The organism is Massilia eurypsychrophila (assembly GCF_002760655.1).
Classification (GTDB): domain Bacteria; phylum Pseudomonadota; class Gammaproteobacteria; order Burkholderiales; family Burkholderiaceae_D; genus JAFCUW01.
On the sequence record NZ_PDOC01000004.1, the window covers coordinates 124531 to 142225 of the forward strand.

The window sequence follows — 17695 nt, forward strand, 5'->3', positions numbered from 1 at the left end:
TAGCGTCGGGGTGTGGCTCAGCCTGGTAGAGCGCTGCGTTCGGGACGCAGAGGGCGGAGGTTCGAATCCTCTCACCCCGACCACTGGACCCTCAGATCTAGTTGCGGATCGGTACTTAGCTCGCAAGTTCCACAATCGACCTCGCCAGCTTGGCCGGGGTCAGCTGTGACGGCATCATCATCCAGCGGTCCAGTGCATGGTTTTCGATGCGGACCATGCCGGTGTGCTGCATCAGGTCGGCATCGACGTTCGGATCGGGGTCGAAGTACCCGAGCTTCCGCCGTATGGCGTCGATGCCCTGGCGATCCCCGGTAAGGAAGGTCCAACCTGGTCCTACGCCATGGCGCCGGGCATATGCATGCAGGTCGGCCGGCCGGTCGAGATCGGGCTGAAGCGTGAGGGAATAGAAGAATACGTCTCGGCCCATGCGGTGCCTCAACAGCTTCTGGACCTGGAGCAAGCCTGCCGTATTTGGCGGACAGATATTCCGGCAGCTTGCGTACATCATGTTAAATACCAGCACTTTGCTCCCTTTGACCACATCGTCGTAGAAACGCAGCCGTTGTCCCGTGTGCGTTGCCAGCAGCGGGTTCGGAAATTCGTTGGCGTGAAACTTGGCGGCGTACCGGGAAGCACCGGCCGGCAGCACGGGCAATGCCGCCCCAGCGACAGCGGAGGCTATAAAAAATCTTCTGGCAATCATTGCAAGCTCCTCATGGGTGAGGTGGTTCAGGGAACGACATCGAAGCGGATCATCATCGCGTGATCCTCATGCGCCTGCTGGTGGCAGTGCATCATGTAGTTACCCGTAAAGTCGCGAAATTCGACCAGGATTTCCGCCGCATCGCCAGGCAGCAGGGAAAGCACGTCCTTGCGGCCGCGCCATTCTGGCGGCGGTGGCTTGCCGTCGATGGACAGGATGCGGAAGTCGTCCAGGTGTACATGGATCGGGTGCGCCCAGCCGCCGCTATCGCTTTGCAGTTTCCAAATTTCGGGAACGTTCAGCTTGGGAGCCGCGTCGACGCGCTCGGGGTTCCAAAATTTGCCATTGATCGACCATTGCCCGTTGTTTCGCTCGAATCTGAACGATCGTATGATTTTGGCGGCATTGCGATCGATCGGCGTCAACGCCCGCAGGTAAGCCGGGATGACGCTGTTATCAGGCCTGCGCGGCCCAACCTCGAAACGGAGCATGCGGATTCCGGGATTGAGCAGTTTGCCGGTCGGTTTCCTGGGATCGATCTGCTCCAGCCTGTTGACCAGGTAGAGCTTGGTCCCGGGCGGATATTTGGAAAAATCAACGATGATATCGGCGCGCTCGGCCATGCCCAGCAGGATTCTCTGCAGCGTCAATGGCCGCTCGAGCAAATTGCCGTCGCTGGCAATGAAGGTAAAGTTGTGGAAACGATCGCTTTCGTCGCCGAGATACATTTCGAAGTAGCGTGCCAGGCTGCCGTTAATAAGCCGGAAGCGGTATTTGCGACCCTCTGCCTTGAAGTAAGGGTGGACTTTCCCGTTGACGAAGAAGAGGTTGCCGACAAAGCCTTCCGACTCGAACTGGTTATAGCCGAGATTAACGCCCGAATCGAATTTCTTGTCTTGCAAGATGAGCGGGATGTCATACCTGCCGACACCGCTCGGGAGACGCACTCTGCTTGGCGCCGTTGCAGCAAACTGCAACTGCTCATGCAGAAGGGTGTTGAGTGAAAATTACGTTTCATTCCCCTACTTCCGCAGTTCATCGCATCGCTTCGAGGATTCGCGTGCTGGGGCGGTATTGTCGAACAACTGCAGCAAGAACTCTTCGCGCGCACACAAATATCACATCAAGTAAGCGAACGCGCAGGGTGCTCAATGCACGTAATGGTTGCGACACAACCCTATCCTGCTCGCTTAAGTTGAGATTTTCGAATTATTACCTACACAACATTGTGAAAGCGATCTGAGCGATGCAAAAGAAAAACGGACGTTGGCCACTTCAGCTCGGTGGTGTCGTGATATTGGGAGCTGCCATTCTTCACGTAGTAGCACTTTTCTCAGGTCCAGCATTGGTAGAGGCATTGGGATCGCCTCCGAACATTGTGGAGTCAGCGATGCGGGGGACCTGGCTTGCTCCAGTAGTAATCTCGACTATTGCGATACTTCTCTTCATCGTTGGGTTTTCTGCGTTATCCATTGCTGGCAACATTCGCTCGTTACCGTTATCTCGGCCTTTGCTCTACGGCACAGCTGCGGTTCTCATTCTTCGTGCAGCGGCCTTGCCAACTATTCTCGTAATCGCGCCAACAGTGAGAGCACAGCTCAGCATTTTTGAGATAACGACGGCAATCCTGTGCTTCCTGCTGGGCGGACTGTTGTGGGTCGGCTTACGGCGGACCGGGGATCAAGCCGCCACTGTGAATGCTTGAAGCAGTTTCTCGGGAGGCCACAACGGCCGTGAGCTGCTTTAAAGTGAACGGCAGCAGCCGGCCAGAAGCGGTCGCCCAGGAAAGTCCGCTAGCTGCTGTGGTCAAGTAATTTCGGACACGACGATAGGTTCGCGTACTGCCATTTTCCGTTCGTAGACGGCGGGCGACAAATTGCCCAATGCTGAATTGATGCGTTTGCAGTTGTAGAAGCCGACGATGTAGTCGGTGATGTCGGCCTTGGCCTCGGCGTGATTGGCATATTGGCGCTGCCAGACACGTTCCATCTTGAGGTTCAAGAAGAAGCGCTCTGCGACTGCATTGTCCCAACAATTTCCCTTGCGGCTCATGCTGCAAACGAAGCCGTGTTCTGCCAGCAGGTCCTGGTAAAGCTCGCTCGCGTACTGGCTGCCCCGGTCCGAATGGACGACGAGCCCCGGTGCCGACTGCCGCTGTTGAATGGCCATGTTCAACGCGTCGCAGACCAGCTTGGCGGGCATGCTCGGCGCCATGGCCCAGCCGACCACCTTGCGCGCGTAAAGGTCCAGCACGGTGGCCAGGTACAACCATCCCGCGCCGGTGCGAATGTAGGTGATATCGCTGACGTAAGCCAGATTCGGCGCCGTCGGATTGAACTGCCGATTGAGCACGTTGGCGGCGATCGGCAAGTCGTGCTTGCTGTCCGTCGTGTGAACGAATTTGCGCTTCCAGACGGGCTTCAATGCCGCCTTGCGCATCAAACTGCGCACCTTGTAGCGCCCGATGTTGAAGCCTTCGTTGGTCATAGCCGTAACCAACCGACGGCTGCCGTAGCTCTGATGGCTTGCCATGAACGCGGCCTTCAGGTGCACGCTCGCCTTGCAGACGACCGGCTTGGCGGAACGACGCTGTGCCTCGTAAAAGCCGGACCGGCTGACGTCCAGGATGCGGCAGCTGTGCTGGACCGGGATGGCCTCCTTTTGCAGTTGGAGAATGAGCTGATGGATCATTTCATTTCGCGGGCAAAGAAGGCCGAGGCCTTTTTTTTAAGATGGTCACATCCTGTCTAAGTTGCAGATTTTCCGCTTCCAGTTGCCGGATCCTTTGCTGCTCTGCGGTGAGCGGTTTGCCGATACCTGGTTGGCCGCTCTGCTCAGCGCCGTACTGGGTCAGCCAGCGGCGGATCGCGGTCTGACCGATGCTCATGCTTTCGCTGACGTTTTGGATGCTCTGCCCTTGCTCTTTGATCATTCGAACGACTTCCAACTTCAGGATGGGGTCGAATGTCTTCCGTTTTCTTGTTGCCATGTATTACTCCTCAGATGGTGGATTTTCCACCTATTGAGGTGTCCGGGCAAATTAGACCACAGCAAGCAAGTTTTTAGTTTCGCCTTGAAACTCCGCACATCTTTACCTCAAACTTCTTGGTGGCTTGCACGATGAAGAATATCCATGTCCGCTTTACCTTCTTCTCGCTCGCGATTTCCCTGCTCGGCGTCGCAATCCACGTCGCAGCCATCATCGGAGGGCCCGCCTGGTGTGCGTTCTTCGGCGCGCCGCCTCAGGTCCTGGCTTCCGCACAAGACGGTACATGGTTGGCACCCCTCTCCACAGCTGGCATTGCGATTCTGATGGGTATCTGTGCCCTGTATGCCTGTTCGGCCCTCGGATTGGTGCCGCGCTTACCTTTGCTCCGGACGATGCTGGCAGGAATAGCGGCGGTTTGTCTGCTTCGCGCACTCGCACTCGTCCCTTTCGCGTTCATCCATCCTCAGCTGATCAATGTGTTTGAAGTCGTCGCCGCCTTAACCTGGGGAACTGCAGGGATTGGCTTCATCGCCGGATATCTGATGAGCAAAAGCACGCTAGCTGCCTCCCGTGCCTGACTTGCCCTCGGACCGCCAGCTGCGTTTCTCCCGATGGGACGTCGGCTACAGGCCAGTTCTGGTCTCGTCCGCGGCGACACGATCTACAGCGGATAGTTACAATTGAACAGCTGCTTTCGAGCAAACCTCAACTGTTCACCGCATAGGAATCAATAACAATGACAAATCGCAGCCTGCTCTATTCCGCTCTGATCGGCGCCGTCGCAAGCGCGCGCTCGATGACCCCGATGGCCACTATCGCGGCGGCACGGCTTGCCGACCGTCCGACCCCCGGGGGAGTTGTCCTCCTCGACCGCCCACTGTTCAAGTACGGTGCGATGGCCATGGGCGCCGCTGAACTGCTCGGTGACAAAATGAAGTCGGCGCCTGATCGCACCGTATTTCTGGGACTGTTGGCGCGCGTGATGAGCGCTGGCATCGCCGGCGCGGCACTGGCGCCAGCGGGCCGCGAGAAGGCTGGCGCGGCGGTCGCGATCGCAACCGCCGTTCCGCTTGCCTACCTGACACTTGCCGGGCGCAAGCAAGCCATGGCGCGTATCGGCCAGACCCGCAGCGGACTGATTGAAGACGCCCTGATCGTGGCCGCGGGTGCGACGGTCGTGGCGCTGGCAACGCGATCGCGACTCGGTTAGCCCGCGCGCCGGTAACAGCAGGGGTCTGACCGAACTCTGGGTCAGACCGAGGGCCAGACCGCGGATTTGCTGGCGCCACCACGGACTCCGGGGTCTGATACTAATGCCGTTGCGAGCCCCTGATAACGAGATGAGCTTGCCTAACCCGCACCTGCTGCGGTTCACGTTCCGGTCATGCACAACCTCGTGGCATCGACAGCGTTAGTTTTAGGATGCCAAGGCGCCGGTTCAACCGTCGGCGCGTCCCGAGCCACCATAGCTTGGAGAAACGGGCGATCTCGCAGTTCGACCATCCGTCCCTTGATTGATACCGCGCCTTGCTGGTTGAACCGCGCGACGAGCCTGCTGACGCTTGCCAAGGTGGTTCCAAGATAGCTGCCGATATCGCCCCGCGACATCCCTAATCGAAACGACTTATCCGAATACCCGAAGTGCGCATACTTTTCGCCTAGTGTCAGCAAGAAGCTGGCAAAGTGCTCTTCCATCGACGCCGTTGCTAACATGAAAGAACGGTCGTATTCATGGTTGAGCACCTCGCTGATGCGCCGGAAGAATTGACTTTGCATTGCCGGCTCACCACTCGTTACTCCAGCCATCGCCGCAACAGGAATTTCGCAAACCTCGCTATCTTCCAGTGCGGTGAGGCGAAAGCTGTGGCGCCCTGTCGCTATCGCATCCAAGCCCACCAGGTCGCCGGACATATGGAAACCCGCCACGCGACCCTCGCTGAGATCGCCACCGACAAGCTTGAACTGCCCGAAACGAACGACAAACAGCATTCCTAGCTTGTCCCCCCTGCGATACAAGCTCGCGCCGCGCGCGACACGACGCTTCCCTTGCACAAGCTGCTCAAATTCCATCACCTGTCGGGCAGTGAAATTACGAGGCATACATGTCTTGCGTAACGGGCAAGAACCGCAACCGCCACTGGGCGCTGTCTTTGTGTCAGCCTGCAAGAGATTAAACAACGATGTAGGAGTAGCCACATTCATATTCCCTCACAAATATATATACTGCAAGGTGCATTCAATTACCCGTTGACAAGAAGATTTCCTATCAACACTGAATGCACGATAAGTAATCAGATGAAATAGTGCTGGAGTTGGGCTTGGTTTTGCCCAGACGCTACTCGGCAGCACAGCTCTTTATAGGAGTGGCTTGCGTCATGACAAATATAGCGCATAAATACGCACTCTCTATCGCTTAATTGCAGAGGCACCGAAATGAGCGAAAATACAACCAAGTGTTACTATTTTTAACATATGAAGTTGACGCATGTTGGAATATACCCATTGCGAGCGGTTTTATTGCTCCGCGGGAATTTCGATTGTCATAGCCTAAAATTTCGATGCCGGAAAAAACGACATATTACTTTCGCTCAAATGCAGGCGTAATAAATTTGCTCATGGGACTCATAATTCTCGTTAAATTGCGTCTGGTCAAAAAAAATCGAACGTCAGAGCGATAAAATGATCCCCTGCTTGTGAGTAAGAGGAGACAAACAGAATTAACGTCCGCAGAGGCGTTACTACCGGGGCCGGCGGTCGGGAAATATACCGGCACCAACAACTTTATCGAAAAAATTTGCGCAATCCAAAAGTGTGCGCTGCTCGAAACGGGAAAGCGCCGGTATCCTGAATTGGCTCGCCCATTCGCAGCTCTGCCGATCGCGAGAACTATAGGAATACAAAACGCGTATAAAAAACGCGCACCGCTTGAGGCCGATAAATGACAGCATCAGCCGATCCTGCTAGCGAGGCGGCCTCAAGTATTAACTGCAAACTTGAGGTATTTGTTACCCACAATGTCCTCAAACCTGATCCTAATATGTAGGAATGGACTAAAATCTCGCCATTTATCCCCTGCCCCAGTTCCAAAAAACTGATGATGAAATTTTTGAGGCCCTGGTTGATTCCAAACGACTCGATTCCGAGACGGCACATGGTCAGCTTCTGAAACACCTCGCTGCAATTATGCTTTTGAGATCATCATCTGTCTTTTGCACGTTCGCAGGCCAACGGAAAGACGATGACCAGTGCAACAATCAAAGTTATCCGAATTAGTTGTTGTAGGTTGATGAATGGATGCATTTTTACGGTGGGATAGCTGATGTCGCTATTCCGGTAACTTATTACTGTAATGATAAACGGAACGCCGACTTCCAAGCCACGATAACCATTATCGATGCAAGTATCTCGGCAATTGATAATAGTGGCTGCAATTTGATAGCCGACGCGACGTTTACACCTGCATGACTCCTCGCAGCCTGCTTTTCCGCCCTGAACGGTACGGTTGCAAGCGCGCGGTCGATGTGCCGATGGCCACCATCGCCGCGGCTCGGCCATTGGGTCGCTGAATCGCTCGGTGACGAGATAAAGTCGGCGCCCGACCGCACCGTATTTCTCGGGCGTTGGCGCGCTTGATGAGTGCGGGGATCGCTGGCGCGGCACTGGCGCCAGCGGGCCGCGAGAAGGCTGGCGCGGCGGTCGCGATCGCAACCGCCGTTCCGCTTGCCTACCTGACACTTGCCGGTCGCAAGCAAGCCATCGCGCGTATCGGCCAGACCCGCAGCGGACTGGTTGAAGACGCGCTGATCGGGGCCGCGGGTGCGACGGTCGTGGCGCTGGCAACGCGATCGCGACTCGGCTAGCCGGCGCACCGGTAACAGCAGGGGTCTGCCCCGAACTCTGGGCCAGACCCCGGATCTGCTGGCGCTGCCAACTCCGGGTCCGACCCCAAGGGAAGAAACGGGTCAGCCCCCTTCGGCGCCCGGTGTTCCTGGGACTGCTGGCGCGCGTGATGAGTGCTGGAACCGCCGGCGCGGCGCCAAAAGGCCGGCGCAGCGGTCGCGGTAGCAACGGCGGTACCCCTTGCCTACCTGACCGTTGCCGCACGCAAGCAGGCGATGTCGCATATCGGTCAGACCAGGAGCGGCCTGATTGAGGACGCGCTGATCGTCGTCGCCGGCGCGACGGTGGTGGTGCTGGCAACGCGATCAACACTGGGCTAGTGTCCGCGGCGATCGCAGCAAGGCTGCCCGCTCGCAAAACGCCTTGCGATCAGCAGCGGAGGCCGGAAGGACATGGCCCATGTCGGCAGTAAAGCTGTCAGCGTAATTGAGCGCCAGGTTTTACAGCGGGTTACAAAGCATGTCGCGTAGCATGAATTCATACTCCGCCAGTGGGTCCGCGCCAGTGATGACGTCATTCGACTTGAACAAGCCGCCTTTCCAATAAAACCGGCAGAACTCCTCGGCGCCCAGGCCGCCGATGGTGCCGTTGACCTGGCCGATCTCCCCTTGATGCGGCAAGGCGAAAGGATTGGCAATCGTTCACCCTTGTAAGTTGACCGTTGTCGGCACGGTCGGTCTGGTCAGGGCGGTGGTGAATTCTCCCGACGTCACGGTATTGAAATCACGATAGAAGCCGACCGGATTTCCGGTTCCGCAAGTCAGGTCGCCGCCGCAATGCTCACCATTCTTGAAAATGACGTTGTAGAGATACGCAGTATTTTGAAGTCATAATTGAGCGTCGCCACCTGGGAAGCGCCAGTCACTGTGTTGCTTGCGGTGAATTTGTAGTCGCCAACCGGAAACACCGCATTCACCTGAGCTTGCGTACTGTGACGTCGGTACCGATCACGCGCGTAACGCCCAACCCGCCGGTATAGCTTCCACCCGAGTTTAACACCGGCACGATTGGGCGGACGATCGGCGCAGCCTGGCCGGGGATCTGGATCGACACAGTATTGAAATTATCCGCGGCGCGGGTCGCCATTGCAAAATTCAGTCCGGCGCTTCGGAAGGCAAATCCGGAGGCGGTCTGCTAATAGTTCTGGGACGCAGTCATACCGGTATAGACAATTTCCGCGCCGCAGGGGCGCTGGCGAAGAGGCATGCCGACCCTGTCACGGCCGCAATAACGGACAAAGATATTCTTCTCACTTGGATAACTCCCATTAAAAAGCACGCTTGGTGAAATCGCTCTCTGGCGCAGGAATACCCACCACACCGTCGCCGTGCTGTCTTCAAGCAATATTTACACCAGAGTTACATTAGCGATAATTATCAATCAGTTACGATATTACTTTCGATATAGCGCTGTCGGCGTGTAAAGTTCGCCGACAACCGCCGGCCGGATTCGGCAGAGTCACCCCTTCCTTTTGGCGTTGTCCTGATCAAGAAATTCCAATACTATCTGGAACGCTGCGGTCATCGCCGCCCGTCGTTCTACCTCTAAGGATCCGATTGCATGAAGACTGTTCCCTCTTCCCTCGTTCTGGCAGCGTGTATCGCGTCGGCCATGCTGGTGCCCGCCCACGCCGCGCCGGCAAAGGCAGCGCCTAACGCCGTGCTTAAACTGCCGTTCCAGAAATTCACGCTGCCGAACGGCCTCGAGGTGATCTTCCACATCGACCGGTCTGATCCTGTCGTCGCCGTCAACCTGACCGCGCACGTCGGCTCCGCCCGCGAAAAGGCCGGCCGCACCGGCTTCGCCCACTTGTTCGAGCATCTGCTGTTCCTTGAATCGGAAAACCTCGGCAAGGGCGGCCTCGACAAGATGAGCGCGCGCATCGGCGGCTCCGGCGCCAACGGCTCGACCTCGCAGGACCGCACAAACTATCTGCAGACGGTCCCCAAGGACGCGCTGGAAAAAATGATCTGGGCCGAAGCCGACAAGCTCGGCTGGTTCATCAACACCGTCACCGATCCGGTGCTGGCGAAAGAAAAGCAGGTCGTCAAGAACGAGAAGCGCCAAAGCTACGACAACGCGCCGTACGGCCACACGATGTACGTCATCAACAAGGCCTTGTACCCGGTTGACCATCCGTACAACTGGCAAGTCATCGGTTCGCTTGACGACTTGCAGAACGCGAAACTCAACGACGTCACTGAATTTTTCCGCCTCTGGTATGTGCCGAACAATGTGACGCTCGTGCTGGCGGGCGATTTCGATCCGGTGCAGGCGCGCAAGTGGGTCGAGAAGTATTTTTCCGAAATCAAGCGCGGCGAGCCGGTCAAGTCGATGGCCAAGCGTCCTGGCGTCATCAAGCAGACCGTGAAACTCGCGCACGAAGACAATTTCGCCAAGCTGCCGGAACTGACCATGGCCTGGCCAACGGTCGAGGACGTGCACCCGGACTCGTATGCGCTGGAAGTGCTGGCCGAATATTTGTCGGAGACAAAGCGCGCGCCGTTCTACAAGGTGCTGGTGGAAGACAGCAAGCTGACATCGAAAGTGCAGATCGCAAATTACACCTCGGAGCTGGCGGGCCAGTTCATGCTGAAGACGCGCGCTTTCGATGGCAAAACCCTCGACGAAGTCGCCGCCGCGGTCGACAAGGCGTTCGCCAAATTCGAAGCCGAAGGCATTCCGCAAAAGGACCTGAACCGGATCAAGGCGGGCTTGGAAACCAGGTTCTACAGTTCGGTCTCAAGCGTGCTCGGCAAATCGGCGTTGCTGGCCGAGTACAACTATTTGACCGGCAATCCAGGTTACGTCGAAACAAGCGTCAAAAAAACGCTGGCAGTCACCACGGCCGACGTGCGTCGCGTCTACGACACGTATATCAAAGGCAAACCGTTCGTGGCGACCAGCTTTGTTCCGAAAGGCAAACTGGCGCTGGCCTTGACCGGCTCCGGCAAGGCGCAAGTGGTCGAGGAAAAAGTCGTGCAAGGCGCCGAGGACGCAGTTGACCCAAGCGCGAATGCCGCGTACGCCAAGACGCCGTCCACGTTTGACCGCAGCAAGGAGCCCGGCTACGGCGCCTCGCCTACTGTCAAGGTGCCGCTGGTGTGGGACACCACGCTGTCGAACGGCATGCGCGTGCACGGCATCGAGAACAGCGAAGTGCCGCTGGTGCAGTTCGATATAGCGATCGACGGCGGGCAGCTGCTCGACAAGCTCGATAAGGTCGGCGTCGCCAACCTGACGGCACGCATGCTTACGCAAGGCACCGCCAAGCGAACCCCGCAAGAGCTGGAAGAAGCGATCCAGCAACTGGGCGCGACAATTAACGTGTCAGCCAACACTGAAGACGTCCGGGTCAGCGTCACGACGCTGGCGCGCAACTACCAGGCGACGCTCGCGCTGGTCGAGGAAATCCTGTTGCAGCCGCGCTGGGACGAGAAGGAGTTTGCGCTGATCAAACAAAGCGTGCTGAGCCAAATCCGTCAGCAGGAAGCCGATCCGAACATGCTTGCCAGCAGCAACTACAGCGCAATCATCTACGGCAAAGGCAACATCCGCTCGCGAAATATTCTTGGCACCGCCGAGACCGTGAACGCGATCGCCATCGACGACCTGAAGCAGTATTACAGCGCCCACCTGTCGCCGTCGGTGGCGCGCATGCATGTCATCGGGGCATTGCCGAAGGCGGCCATCGCCCGGTCGCTCGCGAACTTGAATCGCGAATGGAAAGCGAAGCCGGTCACGCTGCCGGCCACGGCCGCGGTGGCCGACGCGGTGGCCGCGAAGATCTACTTTGTCGATGTGCCGGATGCAAAGCAATCGGTACTGCGCGTCGGCTACCGCGCGCTTGCCGCGACCGATGCCGACTACTACCCGGCCACGGTGACAAACTACATCCTCGGCGGCGGCGGCTTCGCCTCACGCCTTACGCAGCAACTGCGTGAAGGCAAAGGCTACACCTACGGCATCAGTTCGAATTTCTCGGGCAGCAACAACGCCGGGCCGTTTACCATCGCCAGCGGCGTGCGCAGCAACGTCACGCTCGAGTCCACCCAGTTGGTGAAACAGATCTTGCAGGACTACGCGCCGGCGTACACGGAAGCGGACCTGGAAACCACCAAAAACTACCTAATCAAGAGCAACGCGCGCGCTTTCGAAACGTCCGCCGCCAAACTGGGCATGCTGGAAAACCTCAGCAAATACGGCTGGCGCGCCGATTACGTGAAGGACCGCGAACAGATCGTCAAGGCGATGACGGTGCCGAAGATCCAGTCGCTGTCGCAAAAGTATCTCGATCCGTCGAAGATGGTCTGGCTGGTGGTCGGCGACGCTAAAACACAGTTGCCGCGAATGAAGGAGCTGGGCTTCGGCGAGCCGGTGCTGATCAGCAGGTAAGGCGATCTCGGGGCGCAGAGGCCGGCCGTTGGATCCTCTCGCCCAGCTTGCCTTCAGCGGCGCATGGACTAAGGGGTGATGCCGAGCGCAATCTCGTCGAGCAAGCGGTCGATGGTCGCCCCATCTGCCGGCTTGGTCAGATGATGGTCGAAACCGGCCTGCTTCGACAGGATGCGGTCGCTTTCGTTGCCCCATCCGGTCAACGCAACCAGCACGCTACCCTCCATGCCAGCGAGTGTGCGCATCGCCCGCGCGGTCTCGTAGCCATTCATTTCCGGCATGCCAATATCGAGGAACGCCACCTCGGGCGAGAAATCGCGCGCCATGTCGATCGCCTGTTTGCCGCTGTGCGCCACGCGCGTCATGTGCCCCTGCAGCGCAAACATGGACGCCAGCGATTGCGCCGCGTCGACATTGTCGTCGGCCACGAGCAAGCGCAACTGCCGCCGTGCGGCAGTTGCGAACACCGCTTCCGGCGCCGGCGCGCTGCTGTTGTCGCGCGCCAACGGCAGCCGTACCGTGAAAGTGCTCCCGGCGCCGGCGCCGGCGCTGACCGCAGTGACCGCGCCGCCATGCATTTCCACCAGCCGTCTGACCAGCGACAGCCCGACGCCCAGGCCGCCCTGTGCGCGATGCAAATTGTGACGCACCTGGTTGAACATCAAGAAGATGGTCGACAGCGATTCGGCCGCGATGCCGACGCCGTTATCGGTAATCGACACGGTCACGTCGGCGCCGGCGCGTTGCACCACCACCTCGATATTGCCGCCGAGCGGCGTGTACTTGGCAGCGTTGTTGAGCAGGTTCGACAGCACTTGGGCGATCCGGGTCGGGTCGGCATGCAGCAGCAAAGGCTCGTCCGGCTGCCGAACAAGCAATGTATGGGCGCCGTGCTCGATGAACGGCTGGCTCGTTTCGATCGCCGCCGCCAGCACCGTCTTGATGTCGACCACCGCTTTCTGCAAATCGATCTTGCCGCCGCTGATGCGCGCCACGTCCAGCAGGTCATCGATCAGGCGCACCATCTGGGCGACCTGGCGCTCCATCATGGCGCGGATTTTGCCGACCGCGGCAGCATTGTCGCCACCAAGCTTGAGCACCGCCAGACCGGTGCTGATCGGCGCCAGCGGATTGCGCAGCTCGTGCGCCAGGGTTGCCAGAAATTCCGACTTGCGCTGGTCCGCTTCCGATAGGTCCGACGCGAGCTTGCGCAGGCTTTCTTCAACCTCGCGATCCTTGCTGATGTCGACAACGATGGCGACGATGCCCTCGAATTGCTGAACCGGACTGCGCACCGCGCTGACGCTGCTGCTGGCCCACATCAGTGAGCCGTCGCGGCGCCGGTATTGTTTTTGAACTACGACGCCGGCTTCGCCTGCGCCGACCTTGTCCAACGCCGCGCGGGTCACCCCCATCGATTCGGGCGCGGTGATGTCGCGCATGGTCAGGGCCAGCAGCTCGGCCCTGTCGTAGCCGAGCATGGCGCAGAACTTGTCGTTGACGACCTTGATCCGGCCGTCGGGGTCGACCTGCACCACCCCGGTGGCAGCCTGGCTGACGATTCGCTCGAAGCGCCCGCGGCTTTCCTTCAGTTCCACGTCGGCCATTTTGCGCGCCGTGATGTCGGCGACGACGCCGACAATCAGCGGCGGGGCACCGTCGCGCGGCGCCTGCGCCTTGCCGAAGAAATCGATCCAGCGCATCTCGCCATCGGCGCGGTGCACCCTGGCCTGGAGGTGGAATGCGGCGCCGCTGCGTACGGTCGAGGCGACCGCCTTGGCGAACGCCGCCACATCGTCGCGGTGCAACAGGGCGCGCATGAAGCGCTCGGCGTTGTAGCAGGCGTCGTCCGGCGCCAGTCCGAACATCTCGACGGCGCGGTCGTTTTCCCATGCCACCACGTCGCTGACAGGATCCCAGCTCCACACGCCGAGTCCGGCAGCATCCGTTGCGAGGCGGCTGCGTTCCTGCGCACCGAGCAACTCGGAATGCATGCGCTGCTGCGCGAGCAGCAGCTTGTCCTGCTCGCGCACAATCTTGCGCAATTCGAGCTGCGTCATTACTTGCTGGGCTAGCGTGCGCAAGGCCGCTGCCTGCAAGTCGGTCAAGCCGTGTGGACGCGGCGTGGTGTCGAGCACGCACAAGGTGCCTAGCGGTAAGCCTTCGGCGGATTTCAGCAACTCGCCGGCGTAAAAGCGCAAGCCGGGGGTGCCGGTGACCAGCGGGTTGCAGTTGAATCGCGGGTCGTCGCGGGTGTCGGTGATGACCATGCGCTGCTGTTCGAGCAGCACGAACTTGCAGATGGAGTCGTCCAGCGGCATCTCACGCGTGCCGAGGCCGATTTCAGCCTTGAACCACTGCCGGTGAGCATCGATGAGGTTGACCGCGACAATCGGTGCGCCCAGCAACTGCCCGGTCAGCACGACCAGGTCGTCGAAGGCACTCTCGGGATCTGTGTCGAGAATGCCGTAAGCGTGAAGCGCCGCGAGCCGCTCCGGTTCTGTCCACATCGGAGCTGAGCTCAATTCGGGCACGGGAGTTCACTTAGGAAATTGGATTGGCAAGTGTAGCATTTCGGCGTCTGTACGCAAACGCAGACGAGCGCGTGCGCGTCCGCCTCCGCCTCCGCATTATTCACATTTCATATGGCTGGCATCACAAATCAAAATTTTCTTTATTGGCGTAGGGCACTTATACTGCACTGCAACACGGGATATTAATTAAGGAAAAATGATGACTACCGCCACTTTCAATCAGCCAGCCGGCTCGCTCCGCCACTACTTCACCGACGTCAGCAACGCTGCGCGCGCGTTCGCCGAAGCTTTGTTCGCCGCCCAGGGCCGCCAGTTCGTCGCCCAGGAAGTGCGCTCGGCCAAGGTATCCGAACGCGCCAAGGTCGAAGGCCGCCGCCAGATTTTCGCCCTGGCCAAACAGCACGAGAGCTTGTCGCCGAACCTGGCCGCCGAGCTGCGCTTTTTCGCTTCCAAAGACTAAGTATGGAACTGGCTGAGTACGCCGTTGCAGGACTGTACGGCATCGCCATACTGGCGCGGTTCATCTGGTTCAACTCGGCCGCGTCGCAGCAGTACTAGTATTAAACCGGCCATGTCACCGTGAAGTAGGCGATCCCCTGCTTGACGGTGAAATGGCGCACCCTATCCCTCCGGGGGAGCTGCTCCGACTCCCCTCCCCGACTTGCCGGCCGCGTCCCCCGCGGCGGCAAATGCTTGCTCGCACTCCTCCCCTATTTACCGTTGGCACCGCGCCGCCTGGCTGAGCTAGAATGCCTGCTTGCAACTCTCATACGCAAGCCGATCCCTCCTTCTACTGCCCCTCTCGATGCGACTTTCCGCCCTTTCCTTCCTGGCCGCCGCTTTGCTGGCGCTGCCCGCCGCCGCTTCCACCCCCGTCAGCCTCGACCAGGCGATGGCCCATCCGGACTGGATCGGCGCCGCCGCCGAAACGGCCTGGTGGAGCTGGGATGGCAGGCAGGTGTTCTACAAACAGAAGCGCGCCGGCTCGCCGCTGCGCGACACGTTCGAAGCTGCCGCCGGCGCACCGCGCCTGATCGGCGACACCGAGCTGGCCAACCTCGATAGCGCCACCGTGGTCTACAACCGCGCGCGCACGCGCAGCATCCTGCTGCGTAACGGCGACCTGTTCGAGCGCGACCTCACCACCGGCACGCTGACGCAGGTCACGCGCGGCGCCAATGCGGTGGCGGCGCCGCAGTATTCGGCCGATGGCGGCAGCATCCAGTTCCGCGTCGGCCACGAGTGGCTGACCTGGAACCGCGCCGACCGCCTGCTCTCGCCACTGGCGATGGCGCGCGCGGCGAAAGACCCGGCCGCGCCGCCGGACGACGACACCATGCGCAGCGACCAGCTGCGCCTGATCGCCACGCTGCAGCGCCAGAAGGACGAGCGCGACGCCGGCCGCACGCGCGCCGAGCAGGAACGCCGCGCCGACGCCACCCGCGCGCCGGCGCCGATCTACCTCGGCGACAAGGTCGTCATCGACGGCAGCGCGATGTCGCCGAACGGGCGCTATCTGCTGCTGGCAACGGCGCCAAAGGCCGGCGAAAAGGGCCGCATCGGCAAGCTGCCGCGCTACGTCACCGAATCGGGCTACGAGGAATTCGACGACCAGCGCACCCGCGTCGGGCGCAACATGCCGGCGCCGCACACGCTCAAGCTGGTCGACCTTTCCACCGGCAAGGTGCGCGACCTGTCGTTCGACAGCCTGCCCGGCATCGGCACCGATCCGCTGGCGGCGCTGCGCGTGGCGCGCAAGATCGATCCGCTCAAGGGCAGCCGCGCGGTGCGCGTCGACGACGACGGCGCCGCCATCCAGTGGAGCGAGAACGGCGCGCGGGCCGCCGTGATGGTGCGCTCGGTCGACAACAAGGACCGCTGGATCGCCACCGTCGACCTCGATGGCGGCAAACTCAAGCCGCTACACCGCCAGACCGACACGGCCTGGATCAACAACGGCAACAACGATTTTGGCTGGATGCTTGATAACAGCACCCTGTGGTACCAGTCCGAAGAGAGCGGCTACGCGCACCTGTATACGATGAGCGCCGACGGCAAATCGCGCGCGCTCACGCAGGGCAAATGGGAAGCGACCAATATCGCCTGGTCGTCCGACGGCGCCACCGCGTACATGCTGTGCAACCGCCGCATGCCGGGCGATTACGAAGTGTGCGCCGTGTCTGCGCGCGATGGCGCCGTCCGTGAAGTGACGTCGCTCGGCGGCGTCGAGCGCTTTGCGCTGTCGCCGGACCAGGCCAGGCTGCTGGTGCACTACTCGTCGAGCTACGTGCCGGCGCAGCTGGCGACGGTGCCGGCGCGCGGCGGCGCGGCGGTAGTGCTGACCGACAGCCGCAGCGCCGCCTTCAAGGCGCGCCAGTGGATCGAGCCGCAATACGTGGCGGTGCCGTCGACCCACGGCGCCGGCACCATCTGGGCCAAGATGTACCGCCCGGCGCAGCTCGAACCGGGCAAGAAATATCCGATCGTGATGTTCGTGCATGGCGCCGGCTATCTGCAAAACGTCAGCAAGCGCTATCCGGTGTACTTCCGCGAGCAGATGTTCCACAACCTGCTGGTCCAGCGCGGCTACATCGTGCTCGACATGGACTACCGCGCCTCGAAAGGCTACGGGCGCGACTGGCGCACGGCGATCTACCGCCAGATGGGCTATCCGGAGCTGGAGGACTACATCGACGGCGTCAACTGGATGGTGGCCCACCAGCAGGGCGACATCAAGAACGTCGGCGTGTACGGCGGCAGCTACGGCGGCTTCATGACGTTCATGGCGCTGATGCGCGCGCCGGACATGTTCAAGTCGGGCGCCGCGCTGCGCCCGGTCACCGACTGGACCACCTACAACCACGACTACACCGCCAACATCCTCAACACGCCGGAACTCGACCCCGAGGCATACCGCAAGTCGTCGCCGATCGAGTACGCCGACCAGCTGCGCGGCAACCTGCTGATCGCGCACGGCATGATCGACGACAACGTGTTCTACCAGGACTCGGTGCGCCTCGCGCAGCGCCTGATCGAACTGAAAAAGGACAACTGGGAACTGGCCAGCTACCCGCTCGAAAAGCATGCCTTCGTGCAGCCGGAAAGCTGGTACGACCAGTACCGGCGCATCTATCAGCTGTTCGAACGAACGCTGAAATAATACTGACTACGGCG

General features: G+C 60.0%; 15 protein-coding genes and 1 tRNA gene. 9 read left to right on the forward strand and 7 right to left on the reverse strand.

Annotated features, from left to right (window positions below; translation table 11 throughout):
- Positions 1-6: 6 nt before the first annotated feature.
- Positions 7-83 (forward strand) — tRNA-Pro (locus CR105_RS08545).
- A 32-nt stretch (positions 84-115) separates the two neighbouring features.
- Here CR105_RS08545 and CR105_RS08550 read toward each other — a convergent pair.
- Positions 116-703, reverse strand: coding sequence for an SCO family protein (locus tag CR105_RS08550; protein ID WP_099788023.1), 588 nt, complete (start codon positions 701-703; stop codon positions 116-118).
- 26 nt (positions 704-729) lie between these two features.
- Positions 730-1605, reverse strand: a complete 876-nt coding sequence (locus CR105_RS08555; protein WP_131021663.1) for a multicopper oxidase family protein — start codon at positions 1603-1605, stop codon at positions 730-732.
- 344 nt (positions 1606-1949) lie between these two features.
- Between CR105_RS08555 and CR105_RS27750 the strand changes: the two genes are divergently transcribed.
- Positions 1950-2408 (forward strand): hypothetical protein, encoded by a 459-nt coding sequence (locus tag CR105_RS27750; RefSeq protein WP_131021664.1) that lies wholly within the window; start codon positions 1950-1952, stop codon positions 2406-2408.
- A gap of 101 nt (positions 2409-2509) precedes the next feature.
- Here the strand turns inward: CR105_RS27750 and CR105_RS08560 are convergent.
- Positions 2510-3692, reverse strand: a protein-coding gene (locus CR105_RS08560; RefSeq protein WP_218968677.1) for an IS3 family transposase whose coding sequence is annotated in 2 segments (ribosomal slippage) — positions 2510-3430 and positions 3432-3692 — 1182 coding nt in all. Because the reading frame shifts where the segments join, the coding sequence is not laid out codon by codon here.
- Positions 3693-3823: 131 nt separating this feature from the next.
- Between CR105_RS08560 and CR105_RS08565 the strand changes: the two genes are divergently transcribed.
- Both CR105_RS08565 and CR105_RS08570 read left to right on the forward strand, forming a co-directional pair.
- Entirely contained in the window at positions 3824-4270 is a 447-nt protein-coding gene (locus CR105_RS08565; RefSeq protein ID WP_131021665.1) for a hypothetical protein, read from the forward strand.
- Positions 4271-4428: 158 nt separating this feature from the next.
- Positions 4429-4902, forward strand: coding sequence for a hypothetical protein (locus CR105_RS08570; protein WP_099788027.1), 474 nt, complete (start codon positions 4429-4431; stop codon positions 4900-4902).
- A 161-nt stretch (positions 4903-5063) separates the two neighbouring features.
- Here the strand turns inward: CR105_RS08570 and CR105_RS08575 are convergent, their stop codons facing one another.
- Entirely contained in the window at positions 5064-5762 is a 699-nt protein-coding gene (locus tag CR105_RS08575) for a helix-turn-helix domain-containing protein (RefSeq protein ID WP_180288137.1), read from the reverse strand.
- A 1562-nt stretch (positions 5763-7324) separates the two neighbouring features.
- Here CR105_RS08575 and CR105_RS08580 point away from each other — a divergent pair.
- Positions 7325-7552 (forward strand): hypothetical protein, encoded by a 228-nt coding sequence (locus tag CR105_RS08580; RefSeq protein ID WP_218968678.1) that lies wholly within the window; start codon positions 7325-7327, stop codon positions 7550-7552.
- A gap of 153 nt (positions 7553-7705) precedes the next feature.
- Complete coding sequence (locus tag CR105_RS08585; RefSeq protein WP_229413762.1) at positions 7706-7912, forward strand: hypothetical protein; 207 nt, start codon at positions 7706-7708, stop codon at positions 7910-7912.
- A gap of 120 nt (positions 7913-8032) precedes the next feature.
- Here the strand turns inward: CR105_RS08585 and CR105_RS08590 are convergent, their stop codons facing one another.
- Positions 8033-8212 (reverse strand): hypothetical protein, encoded by a 180-nt coding sequence (locus tag CR105_RS08590; RefSeq protein WP_099788029.1) that lies wholly within the window; start codon positions 8210-8212, stop codon positions 8033-8035.
- A 292-nt stretch (positions 8213-8504) separates the two neighbouring features.
- Positions 8505-8678: a hypothetical protein gene (locus tag CR105_RS28265; protein WP_180288138.1), complete on the reverse strand. Its 174-nt coding sequence runs from the start codon at positions 8676-8678 to the stop codon at positions 8505-8507.
- Positions 8679-9152: 474 nt separating this feature from the next.
- Here CR105_RS28265 and CR105_RS08595 point away from each other — a divergent pair, with 474 nt between their 5' ends.
- On the forward strand, positions 9153-11987 hold the full coding sequence (locus tag CR105_RS08595; protein ID WP_218968679.1) for a M16 family metallopeptidase: 2835 nt from the start codon (positions 9153-9155) through the stop codon (positions 11985-11987).
- A 68-nt stretch (positions 11988-12055) separates the two neighbouring features.
- Here the strand turns inward: CR105_RS08595 and CR105_RS08600 are convergent, their stop codons facing one another.
- Positions 12056-14497 (reverse strand): hybrid sensor histidine kinase/response regulator, encoded by a 2442-nt coding sequence (locus CR105_RS08600; RefSeq protein ID WP_099788031.1) that lies wholly within the window; start codon positions 14495-14497, stop codon positions 12056-12058.
- Between the two features lie 223 nt (positions 14498-14720).
- Here CR105_RS08600 and CR105_RS08605 point away from each other — a divergent pair, with 223 nt between their 5' ends.
- On the forward strand, positions 14721-14981 hold the full coding sequence (locus CR105_RS08605; RefSeq protein ID WP_131021666.1) for a hypothetical protein: 261 nt from the start codon (positions 14721-14723) through the stop codon (positions 14979-14981).
- Between the two features lie 345 nt (positions 14982-15326).
- Complete coding sequence (locus CR105_RS08610) at positions 15327-17681, forward strand: S9 family peptidase (protein WP_099788033.1); 2355 nt, start codon at positions 15327-15329, stop codon at positions 17679-17681.
- Positions 17682-17695 lie beyond the last annotated feature (14 nt).

What these genes read in the sequence shown, in the direction of transcription:
- CR105_RS27750 (WP_131021664.1), top strand. Translation starts at nt 1,950, where the DNA reads ATGCAAAAGAAAAACGGACGTTGGCCACTTCAGCTCGGTGGTGTCGTG.
- CR105_RS28265 (WP_180288138.1), bottom strand. Translation starts at nt 8,678, where the DNA reads ATGGCGACCCGCGCCGCGGATAATTTCAATACTGTGTCGATCCAGATC.
- CR105_RS08595 (WP_218968679.1), top strand. Translation starts at nt 9,153, where the DNA reads ATGAAGACTGTTCCCTCTTCCCTCGTTCTGGCAGCGTGTATCGCGTCG.
- CR105_RS08550 (WP_099788023.1), bottom strand. Translation starts at nt 703, where the DNA reads ATGATTGCCAGAAGATTTTTTATAGCCTCCGCTGTCGCTGGGGCGGCA.
- CR105_RS08605 (WP_131021666.1), top strand. Translation starts at nt 14,721, where the DNA reads ATGACTACCGCCACTTTCAATCAGCCAGCCGGCTCGCTCCGCCACTAC.
- CR105_RS08580 (WP_218968678.1), top strand. Translation starts at nt 7,325, where the DNA reads ATGAGTGCGGGGATCGCTGGCGCGGCACTGGCGCCAGCGGGCCGCGAG.
- CR105_RS08575 (WP_180288137.1), bottom strand. Translation starts at nt 5,762, where the DNA reads ATGGAATTTGAGCAGCTTGTGCAAGGGAAGCGTCGTGTCGCGCGCGGC.
- CR105_RS08570 (WP_099788027.1), top strand. Translation starts at nt 4,429, where the DNA reads ATGACAAATCGCAGCCTGCTCTATTCCGCTCTGATCGGCGCCGTCGCA.
- CR105_RS08565 (WP_131021665.1), top strand. Translation starts at nt 3,824, where the DNA reads ATGAAGAATATCCATGTCCGCTTTACCTTCTTCTCGCTCGCGATTTCC.
- CR105_RS08600 (WP_099788031.1), bottom strand. Translation starts at nt 14,497, where the DNA reads ATGTGGACAGAACCGGAGCGGCTCGCGGCGCTTCACGCTTACGGCATT.
- CR105_RS08610 (WP_099788033.1), top strand. Translation starts at nt 15,327, where the DNA reads ATGCGACTTTCCGCCCTTTCCTTCCTGGCCGCCGCTTTGCTGGCGCTG.